Source organism: Rhizobium sp. KNZ2-6A (genome assembly GCF_056755475.1).
The window spans coordinates 1-16,535 of record NZ_JBNDIC010000013.1 but is presented as its reverse complement, the minus strand read 5'-3'; the positions used below and the strand labels follow the sequence as shown (position 1 = coordinate 16,535).

Sequence of the window (16,535 nt, the reverse complement as noted above, 5' to 3'; positions counted from 1 at the left end):
ATAGGAGGATAAGACATGGCAAAGCTTTTGACTGAAATCACCGGCAGCGAAGACATGGTGGGCGATGGCGGCGCCCTCGATGCACTCATCGGCTTCTATTGCGCCTTCAATGCCGGCGACCTGGATGCCTTGGCCGCCAATTGGGCCGATGGCGACAAGCCAAGCATGGACAATCCGATCGGAGGCATCAGGCGCGGATGGCCGTCGATCCGCGACGGTTATCAGAAGCTGTTTGCCGGGAAGGCGAAGGTCCAGGTCGCATTCCATGATTTTACCAGCCAGGGCGGCGGTGATTGGCATCTATTCGTCGGGCGGGAAAAAGGTAGCTGCGTCACAGCCGATGGGAGCACCGAACTTCGCATTCGCACGACGCGCTGGTTCACCAAGATCGACGGCTCCTGGCGGCAGCTTCATCATCACGGGTCTATCGAGGAGCCTGCCCTGCTTGCCGCCTATCAGCAGATCATTTTCGGTGCGCCGCTGGACCGGCCGGCGTAGATTTCGTCGCGAGATTTTAATCGCGCGCGCTATATCATGCCCACATGGCGTCAAAGTTTCGGGCGAGTTGAGGGTTCATGAGGCATTTTCTGCTGTTGCTCACCAGTCTGTCCGTCATCTGCCTGGGTGCATTTGCGCCGCGGGCACATGCAGAGGGATTCGTCCGCGCCGATCATCAGCAAATCGTTGATGGCAAGGGTCATCAGCTGCTTCTGCGCGGTCTCGGCCTTGGAGGATGGATGGTGCAGGAAGGCTATATGATGGGCCTTTCCAATCTGAAGGCGCAGCACATCATTCGCCACCGCATTTCCAAGCTCATCGGCCAGGAAAGGACCGAACAGTTCTACCAATCCTGGCGCGACAACGGCGTAACGAAAGCCGATATCGACGCGATGGCCGGATGGGGCTTCAATAGCGCGCGCCTGCCGATGCATTGGAAATTGTTCATCAAGGACAGACCCGGCAAGGATGGTTCAAGACATATCGTTTGGAACGAAGAAGGCTTTCGGCGTGTCGATGCGCTGATCGGCTGGCTGAAGGCCAACGATATGTATCTGATCCTCGATTTGCATGCGGCGCCCGGTGGTCAGGGGCATGACATCGCCATCTCGGACCGTGATCCGGACAAGCCATCGCTATGGGACAGCAGCGAAAACCAGGCGACAATGATCACCCTCTGGAGTGAAATCGCGCGTCGCTACAAGGATGAACCGACGATCGCGGGTTACGATCTGCTCAACGAACCGAATTGGAACTTCCAGGACAAGGACAACAAGGGCGGCTGCCGCGAAACCGAAAACCGGCCATTGCGCGACATCTATGTGCGCACCATTCGCGCCATCCGCGCGATCGACACCAACCACATGCTGATCATCGAAGGCAATTGCTGGGGCAACAATTATGCCGGCGTGCTGCCGATCGAGGATCGCAACACGGCGCTCAGCTTTCACAAATACTGGACACCGACGACGCAGGAATCGATCGAACCGTTCCTGAAGCTACGCGCGCAATATGACATGCCGCTATGGGACGGCGAATCCGGTGAGAACAACAACGACTGGTACGCGCATGCCGTAGCGCTGCAGGAGAGGAACGGCATCGGCTGGTCGTGGTGGCCCCTGAAGAAAATCGGCGCGGGCAACCCGCTCGAAATCAAGACGAATGCAAACTACCGCCGATTGGCTGCCTATCTTCGCGGAGAAGGTAAAAGACCTTCGGCCAAGGATGCCTTCGCGGGATTGATGCAACTGGCGACCGATAGCCGCTTCGACCGGAATATTAGGCATCAAGGCGTGGTCGACGCATTGATGGGGGCTTCGCGCAAATCAGGCATGCCCGATTAGGGCCGCTTGATCATTCGCGTAACTGAATTCGCCCTACCTCACGGCGTGTCGGATCGTCTTCGACAGGCGCAAGAGGAACCGAGGCCTCGACGAGGCAACGAGCTTCCATGAGAGAATTGCTTTTGCCATGTGGCGAGGAAGGACGCCGACGGAAAGAAACCAGGCGGCCAGCATCGCGCGGCGCTTTCTGGATGCGTTCATCTTCAGGCTGGCGACCGCTCCGGCGGCAGCGAGAGAGAGCCGGGAATCGTCGGCAACGGGATGTCGCTCCCTGTCGATGCAGAGAGATGCGAGACGCTCCTCCAAATGCACCGGATCGCGCAGAGCCGCATCCTGAGGTACTTGCAGGCCGATCTCCGTTGCCTGATCCGACAAGGCCTCCAGCCGGCGAAAATCATGCTGTATGCGCCAGCGCGCGCGCTGACCAAGCCTTTCTGCAAAGACGGAATGATTGGCACCGTGAATACGGTAGGCGCCGAGGCAGTCATCGATGGATGTTACCTCCCCGTGAAGAGGCGCAACCGTCGCCAGATACCCGTCGGCGCCTTGTCGAAACTCCCGCTCCGGAACGGGCATCACCCTGTCGAGAACCGAGCGGTGGAATGCCAGGCCGCTCGTAACGGTCGTCTGGTAACGCCCCTTTCGCAACAGCTCCGGGGTGACATCGCCGGAATCGAAGGGTAGTTCCGCCGGTGGAAACACATCCTTCACCTGCATATACTCATCGACGATATGCAGTCTGAACTGCATCTGAGCAGTCTTCTCTTCCCAAGCTTCGACGACCTCCGACACCGCATTCGGATAGAGATAGTCATCCGCATCGAGAAACAGCACGATCTTGCCGCGACTGGATGCGAAGCCTGTGTTGAATGCTGCCGCGTGTCCGCCATTCACTTCTCTCATGCATGTCTTAATTCGTGAGTCATAAGAGGCAATGACATCGGCTGTTGCATCTGTCGATGCATCATCGACAACGATGACTTCGGCATTGTCGTAGTCCTGCTCCAACGCGCTATCGATGCTGCGTCTCAAAAAATGCGCGTAGTTGTAGTTCGCGATAACGATGGAAACGGGAATGCGGTCTTGGATGGAATACATCGCATTGAACCTCGCAGATCTGCTTTGGTCGCGGCGAACCTTCTCATCAGGTCCTGTGATTGAACCCGCCGGCGGCGGGATGGGCATGGCGCACGAGTGGCGCCAACGAAAATATCAAGCGGCTGTCCGGATCATGTCGACCCGTCCTGCATTCCCGAGCCTCTTCAGTTTTATGGCTTTTGAATGACCGGCACTCCTGATTTGAATGCCGGTCATTCCATCCGCTGCGCTGTCGCTTCCGTTTGCCTGGTAACGTTATGCGGCCAGAGAGCTTGCCGCGCATCCTCATAAACCTTTTGCAATTCAACATTTTCGAGCGCCGAGATCGTCGCCAGCTCGCCTTTGGCCCCACCACGGATACATCAGATATGACGACCTGCCGGCGGACAGGCACGATTCTCGACCTTCTGGAACTGGAACCGAAATCGGATCGTGTTCAGCGCACGCTCGATCTTGCGGCACGAAACCCGCGCAAGATCATGTCCGCCGAGGAACTCGGCACAGGCGGTAAGCCTCGGTCATCGCCAGGTCAATCGCGTCTTTCGCAGCGAAACGGTCCGTCACCGAGTGCGTAAACAAGAGGAAACCCCCATGGAGCGACCGGACACTGTCGAAAGCAATGCATCGCAATTGCACGTTCGAAGGCGCAGTCACCGTTGTTCGACGATAAGAGTAGGTTTCAGACATGAAGATAGATTGCAGTGTTTACATCGACTGCTTTGAATGACGTTGCTCGCCTTCGCTATATCACTATCCGTTCCCTACATAAGGAACGATACGATGGTTCAGCGGCTGTCCGAACAATTCGAAGCTTCCTGCTTGATCACAGAGCGAACAGGAAGCTTCGAAGCCAATCGATAGCTGCAGGATCAAAGCTCGCTCGAAGCGAGCTTCGTCATCTTATTCAGCAGCGCTTGCAGCCTTTGCCTTGCGAGCGCGCTTCGGCTTTGCCGTTTCTGCAACGGCTGACGCGGCAGCTGCGGGAGCAGCCTTTGCCCGAGTGGCCTTCGGTGCAGACTTGCTTGCGGCAGGCTTAGAAGCTGGCTTTGCCGCTGCAGGCTTGGCCTTGCCCTTCGAGGCAACTGCTCTGCCACCCGTCTTTGCCGCGTTCAGAAGTGCAACGCGACGCTGGCGGTTCTTCTCAAGTGCCTGCTGGAAGCCGACATCATTTTCCGCATGATAAGCAAGATCGTCGAGAAACTCCGCGACGTCCTTAACCGCGTCGACGACCACATAGCTCAGTCCATGGCCAGCATTGATGGAGTCACGACCGACCGTCACGCCAAAACCGCCAGGGACACGCTGGAACCAAGTGGAGCGCCACTTCTTGAAGCCGGAACTATCGCGCTCGTACTCCTCCAGATACGCCTTCTGTTCCGCTACTCGTGCACGAAAAGTATCAACAACATTCCGCGCACCAGCCTTCGGCTTATCAGCCTTCTTCGAAGACCATTTATCGAGAAAGTTTGCCATTAGTCTGCCCTCTTCAGGTTAGCGTTCCTTGCCAAGCCGCCGTTGCTCATGAAGCAATGACGGAGCTCCTCCACATGGATGCCCGCACAAATGTAAAGGATAGATGTATAATGGCAACATCATCCGTTATTATTGTTGATAATTGGACCCCGCGGCTGCGTTATTTGCCGCTCTTGCTCGTCCTTGCACCGCCTTATTGGGATCGAGGACGAGCATCGTTGCGACTGAGCTTTTCATTGCCTTGTGCCCACATCTTCGATGCGAGATGGTCTTGTCGTTGCCGATGTCGGCAGCCTGCAGGATCGCCTCCATCTCGCCCACGCCTGCACGAACGGCACCATGATCCCTGGCCGGCGCGCATTATCCGCACCGGCCAGGGCAATGGATTATCAGGCCACCCGCTTCAGCGCATCACCAAGCATGGAGACGATCGTCTCGATCTGTTCGCGCTCAATGATGAGCGGCGGCGAGAGCGCGATAATGTCGCCGGTTACGCGGATCAGCAGGCCTTTCTGGAAGCAATCGACGAAGACGTCGTAGGCGCGTGTGCCAGGAGCGCCGTCGCGCGGCGCGAGTTCCACGGCGCCGACGAGGCCGAGATTGCGGATATCGACCACATGCGGCAGGCCTTTCAGCGAATGCAGCGCATTTTGCCATTCGTCCGCCAGCTCGCTTGCGCGCGTCAGCAGACCTTCCTCCTCGTAGATTTCCATGGTCGCGAGACCGGCGGCACAGGCGACCGGATGCCCCGAATAGGTATAGCCGTGGAAAAGTTCGATCTGGTTTTCCGGGCCAGTCATCAGGCCATCATAGACCTTACGGCTGGCAAAGACCGCGCCCATCGGGATCGTGCCATTGGTGATGCCTTTCGCCGTCGTAACGAAATCGGGAACGACACCGAAATACTCCGTCGCAAACGGCGTACCCAAACGGCCGAAGCCGGTGATCACTTCATCGAAAATCAACAGGATGCCATACTTGTCGGCAATCGCCCGCAACCGCTCCAGATATCCCTTCGGCGGCAGGATGACGCCGGCGGAGCCCGACATCGGCTCGACGATGACGGCGGCGATCGTTTCAGCGCCATGCAGCGCGACCAGCCGCTCCAGATCTTCGGCAAGCTCGATGCCATGGGCCGGAAGCCCCTTACTGAAGGCGTTGCGCTCGATGTCGAGCGTGTGGCGCATATGATCGGCGGGGATCTGCGGGAAGACGCGACGGTTGTTGACGAGACCGCCGACGGAGATGCCGCCGAAGCCGACGCCGTGATAGCCCTTTTCGCGGCCGATGATGCGCGTGCGCGTGCCCTGCCCGATCGCACGCTGATAGGCGATGGCGATCTTGAGCGCGGTATCGACAGATTCGGAGCCCGAACCGGTGAAGAACACACGGTCGAGCCCGGCTTCCGGGCCGCCGGGCGCATGTGCGGCAAGCTTTGCGGCAAAATCGAAGGCGATCGGATGGCCCATCTGGAAAGTCGGGGCAAAATCCATGGTGGAAAGCTGGCGTTCGACTGCCTGTGCGATCTTTTTGCGGCCGTGGCCGGCGTTGACGCACCAGAGGCCCGCCGTCCCATCGAGCACCTTGTTGCCGTCGACATCGGTGTAATACATGCCGTCGGCCGCCGCGAGCAGGCGGGGTGCTGCCTTGAACTGTCGGTTTGCCGTGAACGGCATCCAGAAATTGTCGAGAACAGGGGTATTGGGATGACTGATCTTATCCATTGTCGCCTCCATTGCGCTGTCCTGACATCAGCGATTTTCCTGTTCCGAACAAGTCCTTTTCTCTCTGCCTTTAAACCATTGATTTTATTTCATAGGCATGGAATGTTTTCGATATTTCGAACATCTGAAACCCGAGGTCGTGATGTCCGTCGATATCGGCAATCGCCTGCGTCATCTGCGTCTGGCGCGTAACCTTTCCCAGCGCGAGCTTGCCAAGCGCGCCGGCGTAACCAATTCGACAATCTCCTTGATCGAATCCAACTCGGCCAATCCGTCGGTCGGCGCGCTGAAGCGTATTCTCGACGGCATCCCGATCGGGCTTGCGGAATTCTTCGCCTTCGAGCCGGAAGCGCCGAAGAAGGCCTTCTATGCGGCCGAGGAATTGGTCGAAATCGGCAAAGGCCCGATTTCCTATCGCCAGATCGGCGAAAACCTCTTCGGCCGCAGCCTGCAGATCCTGAAGGAGTGCTATCAGCCGGGCGCTGACACCGGCAAGGTGCCGCTGGTACATGAAGGAGAGGAAGGCGGCATCGTCCTGTCCGGTCGCCTGGAGGTAACCGTTGACGACGAGCGACGCATTCTGGGGCCGGGCGACGCCTATTACTTCGAAAGCCGCCGGCCGCATCGCTTCCGCTGCGTCGGCCCGGTTGCTTGCGAGGTCATCAGCGCCTGCACGCCTCCGAGTTTTTAGATGCAGTGGCTGACGATCGCCGGGAAGATAGGACCGGACCGCGAAAGGGGGTTCGCCCCTCGTAAACGGAACGCTTTCACGGCCGGTCCCGCAATCCTGCAGGCCGTGCCCGCAAGAGGCGGCGCTTTTGCGCACGCATTGCGGCAATATATGGGCGTCCGCTAAAGAATATGCAGCTAGATCGAACGCGCGATCGGCGATGCATCGATAATGGTCCAAAGTGACCATTGGAGGCCTGCCACGGACGGCTCCCAACCAGCAAGGCATATATGATGACCGCAAGATCGATCCCCCGCTCATTCATTCAGACTGCCCGTCTCCTGCTGCGTCCAACATCAACGGCTGACGCCGAACGCGCGTTCGAAATCCAGAGCGATTGGAATGTGACGCGCATGCTGAGCAATGCCACCCACCCGCCAAGCCGGCAAGATATCGAAAGCTGGTTTTCCAGTCACGGGCAAGAATGGATCGACGGCACGGCCTACCGCTTCGCCATCGAGCAAGCGGGGAGAATGATCGGTGTCGTCGATGTCGACGGCATTAGCGGCGCCGAGGGCAGCCTGGGCTATTGGCTGGAGAAATCGGCTTGGGGCAAAGCCTATGCCTTCGAGGCGGCACAAGCGCTGATCGGTTTCGTCTTCCATGAAGTCGGCCTGACAGGGCTCGAATCCGGCCACGCATCCGACAATCCCGCATCGGGACGCGTGCTGACGAAACTCGGCTTCACACGGATCGGCAGCAGGGAGCTTTTCTCGCGCTCGCGCCGCGAAACCATCATCCAATGTTGCTATATGCTTGAAAAGGGAGGCACACATCTCGGGCCTTGAAGGCTTTCCTTCGGGCCTCCGACACATGAAGGAAGGATCAGGTGACTACGACGAGTGTCCTTCGCCCGATTTCCCTTCAGGCGATTGCTTGGGCGGGACATTGCTGTTCTGCTCGGCACGATCGCGATGCAAGGCCGCGCGGGCAAGCAGCATGAAAGTGACTGGTGTCGTGACCGTTACGAAGACGCCGATCAGCAGCTCATGGATGACCAGCGACCGTGTCGAGATCGAGAAGAAGATCATCGAGGCGATCATGATTGCGCCGATGCCGCCGCTCGTTCCCAATGTCGGCGCATGGATGCGCTCGTAGAATGTTCCAAGCTTCAGGAAGCCGATCGCACCGACCAGGGTGAGAAAGGCACCGATAAGGAGCAGTCCCCCAACAGGGATCGCAGCCCATAGGGGTAGGTTTTCAAACGGCTGACTCATTCGATCACCTCCCCGCGCATCAGGAATTTCGCAAGGGCAACGGTTGCGACAAAGCCGAGCATGCCGATGACGAGCGCCGCCTCGAAATAGACGACACGCCCGGTGCCGATACCGAAGGTCAACAAAAGCAGCATAGCGTTCACATAGAGCGTATCGAGAGCAATGATGCGATCCTGCGCGCGCGGCCCGCGAAACATGCGAATGGAAGCGATCGCCATCGCCGCCACGATCATCAGCTGCGCGGCCGCGACGGATACGTGGATGATCATGGCACTCATGCGAAAATCTCCATCAGCAGGGTTTCGTATCGATTGGCGACCATGTCGCGCCATTGCGCCTCATTCTCGAGATCAAGAACATGCAGCAGCACGGTATTGTCGTTGGAATCGTATTCCAACCATGCAGAACCCGGCGTACTCGTCAGAATGACCGCCAGCAGCGCTACCGAGATCTGATCCCGCACTCTAAGTTCCAGGACAACGAAGCCCGGATTTGTCTTGCGAGAACGACCTCTCAAAATGATCCAGGCGACCTGTAGATTCGATTTCGCGACGTCGAAAACGACCCGGAAAAACAACTTGGGCAACAGATACCACTTCCGCAACCGCGGCTTTTCGGGCCGCAGCGACGCCATGCCCCAGGAGGCGAAAACGGCGACGATGATGCCGAGTATGAGTTGACCAAGCGTGAAGCCGTTCAGCAACAGCCACATCAGGATCAAGCTCAGCGCCAGCAGCGGATAAGGCAGCATCACAGGCCTCCCGCCTTGCTTGCTTCAACTGCGGCCGTTGCCGGCGCAACCACCGCATTGCGGACGGCATCGACATAGACACTGGGATCGCTGAGCGTGCGGATGGTCGCATCCATATACTGCATGACGGGACCGGCCCAGATGGTCAGGGCCAGCGTCAAGGCCAGCAGACCCATGACAGGCAATATCTCGATGATAAGCACGCGAGGAACAGTGCCCTCAAGCGAGCTCCAGAATGTGCGTATGCCGGCGCGCGTCATGGAGATCAGGGCGGCAATGCCAGAGAGGATAACGAGCAGGATCAGGGTCCATACGGCAGCACTTGGCGGAATGCCGATCGCGCCGGTTCCCATCATGGCCGAGAGCATGGCGAACTTGGCGACGAAGCCGGAAAGCGGCGGCAGGCCGGCAAGCAGGATGCCGCAGGCGGCAAAGCAGATGCCGAGCATCGCCATGGTACCGGGCATGGTCACGCCATCACCTTCCGTCGGCTCCGTCTCCTCGGCATCGCCATAGGCCTCCATCGTGACGGCAAGAACGCTGGCGCCGGCATCCTGTCCGCGCTCCACGAGTTCGATCAGCATGAAGAAGGCGCTGATCGTTAGCGTCGAACTGACAAGATACATCAAGGCGCCGGCCGATATCGATCCGTCATTAATGCCGATCACCATCAGCAGCGTACCGGACGAGACGAGCACCGAGAAACCAGCCAGGCGGCCTAGCGCCTGCGATGCCAGAACGCCGACCGTTCCGAAGATCAGCGTTGCCATGCCGCCATAAAGAAGCACGGTCGCACCGAAGCCGGCGGACGGGCCGGCGCTGAACAGAAGCATGGTCAGCCGCAAAATGACATAGATGCCGAGCTTGCTAAGAATGGCGAATATGCCGGCGACCGGCGCCGAAGCGGCGCTATAGGCCGTCGGCAGCCAGAAGCAGAGCGGCCACATGCCGGCCTTGATGAGGAACGCGATGCCGAGCACGCCGGCGCCGGCCTGCATCAGCATGCGGCGATCTGCCGACATTTCCGGGATGCGCACGGCCAGATCCGCCATGTTGAGCGTCCCCGCCGTCCCATAGATCAGGCTGACGCCGATAAGAAAGAGCAGCGCGGCCGCGAGGTTGACGGCGATATAATGCATGCCGGCCTTGACGCGGAGCGGGCCGGAGCCGTGCAGCAGGAGGCCGTAGGATGCCGCCAGCATGATTTCGAAGAAGACGAAGAGATTGAAGAGATCACCGGTCAGGAATGCGCCGTTCACGCCCATCAGCAGCAGCTGGAACATGGTGTGAAAATGTGCGCCGACCGCATGCCAGCGCGCCAGCGAGAATATCAGCGCGGCAACGGCAACGATGGATGTCAGCAGCAGCATGAGCGCCGAAAGCCCATCGAGCACGAGCACGATGCCGAAGGGCGCGCTCCAGTTTCCAAGCAGATAGGCATGCTCCTGGCCCACCGAGCCGCCTTCCGCGCGGAAGAGCGCAAGCGCAATGACCACCAGCAGGACCGTGGCGGCCAGGCTGATGAGCGCCTTCAGCGTCCGCGAGCGCTCATCGATGAACACGAGCAGCGCCCCGGCAACAAGCGGAACCAGGATCGGCGCGACGATGAGGTGGTGCGACCAGCCTGTCATTTCCGATCGCTCCTTCCATCGACATGGTCCGTGCCGGTCAGGCCGCGCGAGGCAAGCAGCACGACGAGAAACAGAGCCGTGGTCGCAAAACCGATGACGATCGCCGTCAATACCAGGGCTTGCGGCACGGGGTCCGCCAGAGCATGCGTCGCGGTGCCGTCGCCAAGCAGCGGCGGCACATTCGTCTTCACGCCGCCGACGCCGAAGATGAAGAGGTTGACTGCATAGGACAACAGCGACAATCCGATGATGACTTGATAGGTGCGCGGACGCAGGATGAGCCACACACCGCAGGACGTCATCACGCCAATCGCAATGGACAAGATGAGTTCCATCAATCCCCCTTTGCCTTGTCGGCATCGAGTGCGCGCAGGCGGTTGATGCGCAGCGACTGGTGCGCAAGGGCGACGAGGATCAGAACCGTGGAGCCGACGACCAGCAGGAAAACGCCGAGATCGAAGAGAAGCGCGCTTGCGGCCGGCACCTTGCCGATCAGCGGCACGTCCAGATACTGGAAATGCGATGTGAGGAAGGGATAGCCGAAGAACCAGGCGCCGATGCCGGTCGCGGTTGCGACCAGAAGCCCGGCTCCCATCCAGCGCAGCGGCAGGATACGGATGCGATCCTCCGCCCAGCGCGTACCGCCGGCCAGATATTGCAGCAAAAAGCCGATCGAGAGCGTCAAGCCGGCCGAGAAGCCGCCGCCCGGAGCATCGTGTCCGCGCATGAAAATATAGACCGACAGCGCGATCACGAAGGGGAACATCCACTGCATGATCACGGAGGGCACGAGAAGATAGTCGCGCACCGTATCGCCGGCCGAACGCTCCGGCCGTTCCTCGTCGAAACGGTTCTGGATCTGCTGCTGCTCCGGCATTTCCATGCTGTCGGGCGCCGGACGGAAACGACGCAGCAAGGCGTAGACGGTCAAGGCGACAACGCCGAGGACGGCAATTTCGCCCAAAGTATCGAAACCGCGGAAATCGACCAGGATCACGTTGACGACGTTGCGGCCGCCACCCTTCGAATAGGCATTTTCGAGGAAATAATTCGCGATGGCGTCGGGCACCGGCATGGTCATGACGGCATAGGAGATGAACATCATGCCGACGCCGCAGACGACGGCCAGCGCCAGATCGCGGAAGCGGCGGAAACGAGCTCGCAGGTCGACCGTATCATCGATGCCTTCCGTCCGCTTCGGCAGCCAGCGCAAGCCCAGCAGGATGAGAACCGTCGTGACGATCTCGACCAGGAGCTGGGTGATGGCGAGGTCCGGCGCCGACAGCCAGACAAACGTCATGCAGACGATCAGTCCGACCCCGCCCAGCATGACAAGCGCGACAAGCCGGTGATATTTGGCAAAGAAGGCGGTGCCGATCGCAAGGCAGATGCCGATCGCCCAAATGGACGCGAAGACCGGATCGGCGCCCGAAAAGGCAAAATGCTTCGCCTCGAAGCCAGACAGATAGAGCGGCAGCAGGCCGGCCGCAAAGCCTGTTGCCACCACCCAGCGAAGCTGCGGCTGCAGCTTACGCGTGCCGATCCGCTTTTCGGCCGTTCTCGCCCAGTGCCAGGAAACCTCCACCAGCACGCGCTCGAAGATGCGCTGCCCTTTGAGGCCGCGAAAGATGGGCGGCCCGTCGTCGCATCGCGATAGATAGTCCTTGAAAGCAAAGTAGAAGACCGTTCCGCCGACCAATGCGATGATGCTCATGATGAGCGGCAAATTGAAGCCGTGCCAAAGCGAGAGGCTGTATTGCGGCGTATCGGCATTGAGAACGCTGATAACGGCAGTCTGCAGGAAAGGCGCAACCGAAAAAGCCGGAACGATGCCGACGACGAGGCATACCACGACGAGGAGCTCGATCGGGAAGCGCATTGAGCGCGGCGGCTCATGCGGTTTGGCGATCGGCAGGTCTGTCGGCGCCGGCCCGAAGAAGACGGTCTGAATGAAGCGCAGCGAATAGGCGACACTGAAGCCGCTTGCAAGCGTCGCCACATAGGGAAGAATGCGGTCGAGAATGGAATCCGCATGTGTTTCAATGGCTTCAGCGAAGAACATCTCCTTCGACAGGAAACCGTTGAGCAACGGCACGCCGGCCATGGCGGCACTCGCGACGATCGCGAGCGATCCGGTGAACGGCAGATAGCGGAACAAGCCGCTCAAACGGCGCATATCGCGCGTGCCCGTCTCGTGATCGATGATGCCGGCGGCCATGAAAAGCGATGCCTTGAAGGTCGCATGGTTCAGCATGTGGAAGATGGCCGCGACCGTAGCGAGCGGGCTGCCCAAGCTGAGCAAGGTGGTGATGAGACCGAGATGGCTAATCGTCGAATAGGCGAGCAACCCCTTCAGATCCTGCTGGAACATCGCGAAATAGGCACCGAGCAGCAACGTGATGATGCCGGCGGCGCCGACGATATAGAACCATTCGTTCGTACCGGCCAGAACCGGCCAGAAGCGCGCCAGCAGGAAGACGCCAGCCTTCACCAGTGTGGCGGAATGCAGATAGGCCGAAACCGGCGTCGGCGCCGCCATCGCATTCGGAAGCCAGAAATGGAATGGGAATTGCGCGCTCTTCGTCAGCGCTCCCAGCAGGATCAGCACCAGCGCCGGCAAATAGAGCGGGTGGTTGCGGATGATATCGCCCGAGGCAAGGATCTTATCCAGATCGTAGCTGCCGACGATATGGCCGATCAGGATCAGGCCGATCAGCAGGCAGAAGCCGCCGATCCCTGTAATCGTCAGCGCCATGCGCGCGCCGTCGCGGGCGGCGGCACTGTTGTGCCAATAACTGATCAGCAGGAAGGAAAAGATGCTCGTCAGCTCCCAGAATATCGAGAGCAGAATGACATTGCCCGAAAGCACGATACCGAGCATCGCCCCCATGAAGGCGAGCAGGAACGAGAAGAAGCGAGGAACCGGATCCTCTTCCGACATGTAGTAGCGGGCGTAGACGATGACGAGAAAGCCGATCGCCGTAATGACGACCGAGAAGAGCCAGGCGAAACCATCCAGCCTTAGGCTGAAATCGAGCCCCAGCTGCGGCAGCCACTCTATGCTGTATCGCACCACGCCGCCATCCTTGACGGCGGGATAGAAGCTCGCGGAAATCAGCAGCGCCAGAAATGTGATCGCTCCGGCGATCGATGCCGGACCGCGCCGCGACTGCGTGCGCAACAGGCAAACGGAAAGAAGACTTCCGATAAACGGCAGAGCCAAAAGTGCTAGAATGAAAACTGGCTCGCCGGTTATCCCAAAACGTCGTTCCTCCGCTTGGCCGGATAATGTCTAACTGCTACGGGCAGCAAAACCCCTGGAAATCCGGTGGATTATGTCCTATATGATAGATATCGCCCAATATGGGCAGCTTTGAACCCTGCGTCAAGGTTAAGATGGCGATGATTTTGACACCAGCACTCTGCCGGGCGGCCCGCGGCTTTCTCGATTGGACGCAAATGGACCTTGCGGACCGCTCCGGCGTGTCGCGCAGCACGATCCGCGACTATGAAGGCAATCGCCATAGCCTGCATCGGGCGACGGAAGCGCAGCTGCGGTTGGCGCTCGAGACGGGAGGCATCGCCTTCTTCCGAATCGAAGGACACGAGATCGGCATCTGCACCAAGGCTCCCGCCACAGAGGCACCTGCGCGGACGCATACCGAAAGCTGCGAGATCCTGTCCGCCTCCGGCGAGCGGAGCCAGACGCCCCCTCCGAAGGCGGGACAATAGCGCATGCCGCAGGCGCCGGAAACCGGCAGCAACTACCCGGCCCCCAACGTGGAAATGGGCGCGGCCCACGAAAAGGGCTGGAACTCCATCTTCGACGCGTTCGGCGACTCTTTCGCCAGGAGGCTGTGGCGATCACCGTAAGTCCTGTCAGACGCGGGGCCCATTGATCGAGTTTGCCGAAGCCTGGGGCAGAGAACGAATGATGAAGCCATCCGCCCCAGAGTTAGGGGACGCCATAAAGTGACCTGTGGGATCGCACATATGATGATGCCATCTGCCACCCGGCAGAGCGTAAACAATCGTCTGACCGTCGTGGGGGAAGAATGAGAGCGATCGCGCTTGGCATAAGGTTTGCCCTGGAACTTTGCATCCTTGCGTCACTTGCCGCATTGGCCGCGCATCTGGCAGTGCCATTACTAGTACAGGCACTATTGGGAATAGTGTTCTGCACGATGGGCGCCGTCGTCTGGGGCAGGTTGCTCTCCCCGAAGCGGAAATACGAAATCGGACCGGCCGGACGGCTGATGCTTGAGACTGGATTCTTTGTGGGCGCGGCCTTGATCCTGAATTATGTCGGCTGGCCGGTATTGGCGATCGCGCTGATCGTCGTCGCTGCCGCCGATCGGATCGCTCTGGCGCTGCTTCCGTAAATTCGAAGCCGCGGGTTCCTCGCTCATCTCCCGCGTCCGCTGCGACCGTCGCTTGTGAAGGAGCTGATCAACTTCGGCCGAATTCCGGTATTCTTCGAGATCATGTGTCGACAGCGTCCTTCACCCTAGCGCGCGGCAAGCTGAATAATCGCGAAGCGAAATATCGACCGATCAATCCATGCCGGTGATAATAACGAAACGTCATGGAACATGCGCGCATATGCCTCGCGCATGACCGCACCTCTTGAGGTCGAGTCGGAGGCGCCGCCGAGCCGGGTCGAAATAAGGCTTGACCTCAACCCATGTTGAGGTTGCAGCATGCGATCGCACCGGAGGTTCGTGATCGTGAAAATACTGAGAGACGAGGATTTGGACAGCGTCGCGCTCATGCCGGTCGCTCTCGGCGCATTGGAAGCGGCCTTCCTCGCCAGAGCATCCGGCAATACCATTTGCCCTCCTCGGCATCATGTCTCATTTCCCGGCAGCGGCGATCTGGTGTTTACGGTCGGCGGCATACTCGGGGAAAAGCCGCTTGCCGGATTTCGCGTGTATGAAACGTTCAATGGGCTCGAACATTCGCAGATCGTTGCCGTCTGGTCCGCGGATGACGCAAAACTTAAAGGGATCATTCTGGGCGAACGGCTCGGCCAGATCAGAACAGGGGCGATCGGAGGCGTGGCCATACGCCATCTCAGCAATCCAAACGCCAAAACCGTTGGCGTCATCGGCAGTGGCGCTCAGGCCCGGACACAATTGATTGCCGCCGCGGCCGTTCGAAACATAGTGAGTGCTCGCGTCTTCAGTCGTGATGAGAAAAACCGCAGAACTTTCGCCGAGGAAATGCAACGCGAGCTGCGCATAGCAATAGAACCCGTCGACAACGTTGCGGAAGCCGTGGCGGATGCCGATATCGTACTTTGTGCAACGGCCAGCAACGTGCCTGTGCTCCACGCGGCGGATTTTAAGGCCGGAGCACACATCAATACGGTCGGCCCGAAAACATTGCGGGGACACGAGCTCGGGCTGGATATGGCCGACGCCGCACAAGTGATCGTCACGGACTCCCTCGAACAAACACGAACCTACGCTTCCCCTTTTTTCCTTGCCGGATCGCCGCACGAAACCCGCATGCGGGAACTCGCCGACATCGTCGCGAACAAGACGCAAGGCCGGATGTTGCCCTCTGACACGACACTCTTTTGCTCGGTTGGCCTCGCAGGAACGGAGGTAGCCGTCGCGTCCGCCATATTCGATATGCTGTGAGAATGCCCACATGGCGGGCTCCTAAGATCTTCCGACCGCGAGAGCTTATCAGCCTGCCGCAGGCCCTTGTTCGATCGATTGCGGCTCCCCAATCTCCACCGCATGGCCATCGGGATCATAAAAGCGGAACACCCGCTGCCCCCATTCCTGCTCCTCGACGGGATGGATGAGATCGACATGCGGGGCTATCTTGGCAAAAATCGCATCCACATCGTCATGTTCGAAATAGAGAAGCATGTTTCGGCGCCCATATGGCTCCAACGTTTCAGCAGCTTGCTTCCAGACGGTTTGCTCCAGCGCGTTTCCGTCATGAATTGCAAAGCCGGTTTCAAAGAGCACGAAACTCCCGAAGTCCTTCAGGATCTTGAGACCCAGCAGCTCGCTATAGAAGGTCTTCGAGCGAGCGATGTCGCCGACGAAGGGAA

20 protein-coding genes and 1 pseudogene are annotated in these 16,535 nt (G+C 59.2%); 10 read left to right on the top strand and 11 right to left on the bottom strand.

The window, feature by feature from the left end:
* The first annotated feature begins 15 nt into the window (after positions 1 to 15).
* The gene (locus ACPYOP_RS11330) at positions 16 to 498 is read left to right on the top strand and encodes a YybH family protein (RefSeq protein ID WP_481410488.1); all 483 of its coding nucleotides are present in this window, start codon (positions 16 to 18) and stop codon (positions 496 to 498) included.
* 77 nt (positions 499 to 575) lie between these two features.
* Positions 576 to 1,841, top strand: a complete 1,266-nt coding sequence (locus ACPYOP_RS11325) for a glycoside hydrolase family 5 protein (RefSeq protein WP_481410487.1) — start codon at positions 576 to 578, stop codon at positions 1,839 to 1,841.
* Positions 1,842 to 1,874: 33 nt separating this feature from the next.
* On the opposite strand, the gene ACPYOP_RS11320 is transcribed toward ACPYOP_RS11325, so the two are convergent.
* Positions 1,875 to 2,939, bottom strand: coding sequence for a glycosyltransferase family 2 protein (locus tag ACPYOP_RS11320; RefSeq protein ID WP_481410486.1), 1,065 nt, complete (start codon positions 2,937 to 2,939; stop codon positions 1,875 to 1,877).
* On the opposite strand from ACPYOP_RS11320, the gene ACPYOP_RS11315 reads away from it, so the two are divergent.
* Complete coding sequence (locus ACPYOP_RS11315; RefSeq protein WP_481410485.1) at positions 2,929 to 3,126, top strand: hypothetical protein; 198 nt, start codon at positions 2,929 to 2,931, stop codon at positions 3,124 to 3,126. The two genes, ACPYOP_RS11320 and ACPYOP_RS11315, sit on opposite strands and share 11 nt — an antisense overlap.
* Positions 3,127 to 3,307: 181 nt before the next feature.
* A complete protein-coding gene (locus tag ACPYOP_RS11310; protein ID WP_481410484.1) occupies positions 3,308 to 3,514 on the top strand; it encodes a hypothetical protein in 207 nt (68 codons plus the stop codon).
* A gap of 325 nt (positions 3,515 to 3,839) precedes the next feature.
* On the opposite strand, the gene ACPYOP_RS11305 is transcribed toward ACPYOP_RS11310, so the two are convergent.
* The 3 genes from ACPYOP_RS11305 to aptA all read right to left on the bottom strand — a co-directional run bounded on the left by ACPYOP_RS11305 (position 3,840) and on the right by aptA (position 6,136).
* Positions 3,840 to 4,412, bottom strand: coding sequence for a hypothetical protein (locus tag ACPYOP_RS11305; RefSeq protein WP_481410482.1), 573 nt, complete (start codon positions 4,410 to 4,412; stop codon positions 3,840 to 3,842).
* A 129-nt stretch (positions 4,413 to 4,541) separates the two neighbouring features.
* Positions 4,542 to 4,724, bottom strand: coding sequence for a hypothetical protein (locus ACPYOP_RS11300; protein ID WP_481410481.1), 183 nt, complete (start codon positions 4,722 to 4,724; stop codon positions 4,542 to 4,544).
* A 77-nt stretch (positions 4,725 to 4,801) separates the two neighbouring features.
* The gene (gene aptA, locus ACPYOP_RS11295) at positions 4,802 to 6,136 is read right to left on the bottom strand and encodes an omega-aminotransferase AptA (protein ID WP_481410480.1); all 1,335 of its coding nucleotides are present in this window, start codon (positions 6,134 to 6,136) and stop codon (positions 4,802 to 4,804) included.
* Positions 6,137 to 6,278: 142 nt separating this feature from the next.
* Between aptA and ACPYOP_RS11290 the strand changes: the two genes are divergently transcribed.
* Together ACPYOP_RS11290 and ACPYOP_RS11285 are read left to right on the top strand one after the other, a co-directional pair.
* Positions 6,279 to 6,827: a cupin domain-containing protein gene (locus ACPYOP_RS11290; RefSeq protein WP_481410479.1), complete on the top strand. Its 549-nt coding sequence runs from the start codon at positions 6,279 to 6,281 to the stop codon at positions 6,825 to 6,827.
* Positions 6,828 to 7,099: 272 nt separating this feature from the next.
* Positions 7,100 to 7,654 carry a GNAT family N-acetyltransferase gene (locus tag ACPYOP_RS11285; RefSeq protein WP_481410478.1) on the top strand — a complete coding sequence of 185 codons (555 nt, stop codon included), beginning with the start codon at positions 7,100 to 7,102 and terminating at the stop codon, positions 7,652 to 7,654.
* 45 nt (positions 7,655 to 7,699) lie between these two features.
* Here the strand turns inward: ACPYOP_RS11285 and mnhG are convergent, their stop codons facing one another.
* The 6 genes from mnhG to ACPYOP_RS11255 are packed head-to-tail and all read right to left on the bottom strand — an operon-like array spanning position 7,700 to position 13,721.
* Complete coding sequence (gene mnhG, locus ACPYOP_RS11280) at positions 7,700 to 8,083, bottom strand: monovalent cation/H(+) antiporter subunit G (protein ID WP_481410477.1); 384 nt, start codon at positions 8,081 to 8,083, stop codon at positions 7,700 to 7,702.
* A complete protein-coding gene (locus tag ACPYOP_RS11275) occupies positions 8,080 to 8,361 on the bottom strand; it encodes a K+/H+ antiporter subunit F (RefSeq protein ID WP_481410476.1) in 282 nt (93 codons plus the stop codon). Before ACPYOP_RS11275 ends, mnhG begins: the two co-directional genes overlap by 4 nt.
* Positions 8,358 to 8,834 (bottom strand): Na+/H+ antiporter subunit E, encoded by a 477-nt coding sequence (locus ACPYOP_RS11270; RefSeq protein ID WP_481410475.1) that lies wholly within the window; start codon positions 8,832 to 8,834, stop codon positions 8,358 to 8,360. Before ACPYOP_RS11270 ends, ACPYOP_RS11275 begins: the two co-directional genes overlap by 4 nt.
* Positions 8,834 to 10,465: a monovalent cation/H+ antiporter subunit D gene (locus tag ACPYOP_RS11265; protein ID WP_481410474.1), complete on the bottom strand. Its 1,632-nt coding sequence runs from the start codon at positions 10,463 to 10,465 to the stop codon at positions 8,834 to 8,836. The genes ACPYOP_RS11270 and ACPYOP_RS11265 overlap by 1 nt, the downstream gene beginning before the upstream one ends.
* Positions 10,462 to 10,800 carry a Na+/H+ antiporter subunit C gene (locus ACPYOP_RS11260; protein WP_481410473.1) on the bottom strand — a complete coding sequence of 113 codons (339 nt, stop codon included), beginning with the start codon at positions 10,798 to 10,800 and terminating at the stop codon, positions 10,462 to 10,464. The genes ACPYOP_RS11265 and ACPYOP_RS11260 overlap by 4 nt, the downstream gene beginning before the upstream one ends.
* Positions 10,800 to 13,721: a monovalent cation/H+ antiporter subunit A gene (locus ACPYOP_RS11255; protein WP_481410602.1), complete on the bottom strand. Its 2,922-nt coding sequence runs from the start codon at positions 13,719 to 13,721 to the stop codon at positions 10,800 to 10,802. Before ACPYOP_RS11255 ends, ACPYOP_RS11260 begins: the two co-directional genes overlap by 1 nt.
* Before the next feature lie 140 nt (positions 13,722 to 13,861).
* Between ACPYOP_RS11255 and ACPYOP_RS11250 the strand changes: the two are divergent.
* The 4 genes and pseudogenes from ACPYOP_RS11250 to ACPYOP_RS11235 form a co-directional block, all read left to right on the top strand.
* Positions 13,862 to 14,086: pseudogene (locus ACPYOP_RS11250) on the top strand (helix-turn-helix transcriptional regulator); the annotation flags it as partial.
* A gap of 114 nt (positions 14,087 to 14,200) precedes the next feature.
* The gene (locus ACPYOP_RS11245) at positions 14,201 to 14,338 is read left to right on the top strand and encodes a hypothetical protein (protein WP_481410472.1); all 138 of its coding nucleotides are present in this window, start codon (positions 14,201 to 14,203) and stop codon (positions 14,336 to 14,338) included.
* Between the two features lie 182 nt (positions 14,339 to 14,520).
* Positions 14,521 to 14,847, top strand: coding sequence for a DUF2568 domain-containing protein (locus ACPYOP_RS11240; protein WP_481410471.1), 327 nt, complete (start codon positions 14,521 to 14,523; stop codon positions 14,845 to 14,847).
* A gap of 342 nt (positions 14,848 to 15,189) precedes the next feature.
* On the top strand, positions 15,190 to 16,110 hold the full coding sequence (locus tag ACPYOP_RS11235; protein WP_481410601.1) for an ornithine cyclodeaminase family protein: 921 nt from the start codon (positions 15,190 to 15,192) through the stop codon (positions 16,108 to 16,110).
* Positions 16,111 to 16,158: 48 nt separating this feature from the next.
* Here the strand turns inward: ACPYOP_RS11235 and ACPYOP_RS11230 are convergent.
* Positions 16,159 to 16,535, bottom strand: a 377-nt coding sequence (locus ACPYOP_RS11230; protein WP_481410470.1) for a VOC family protein, incomplete at its 5' end; no start/stop codon positions are given.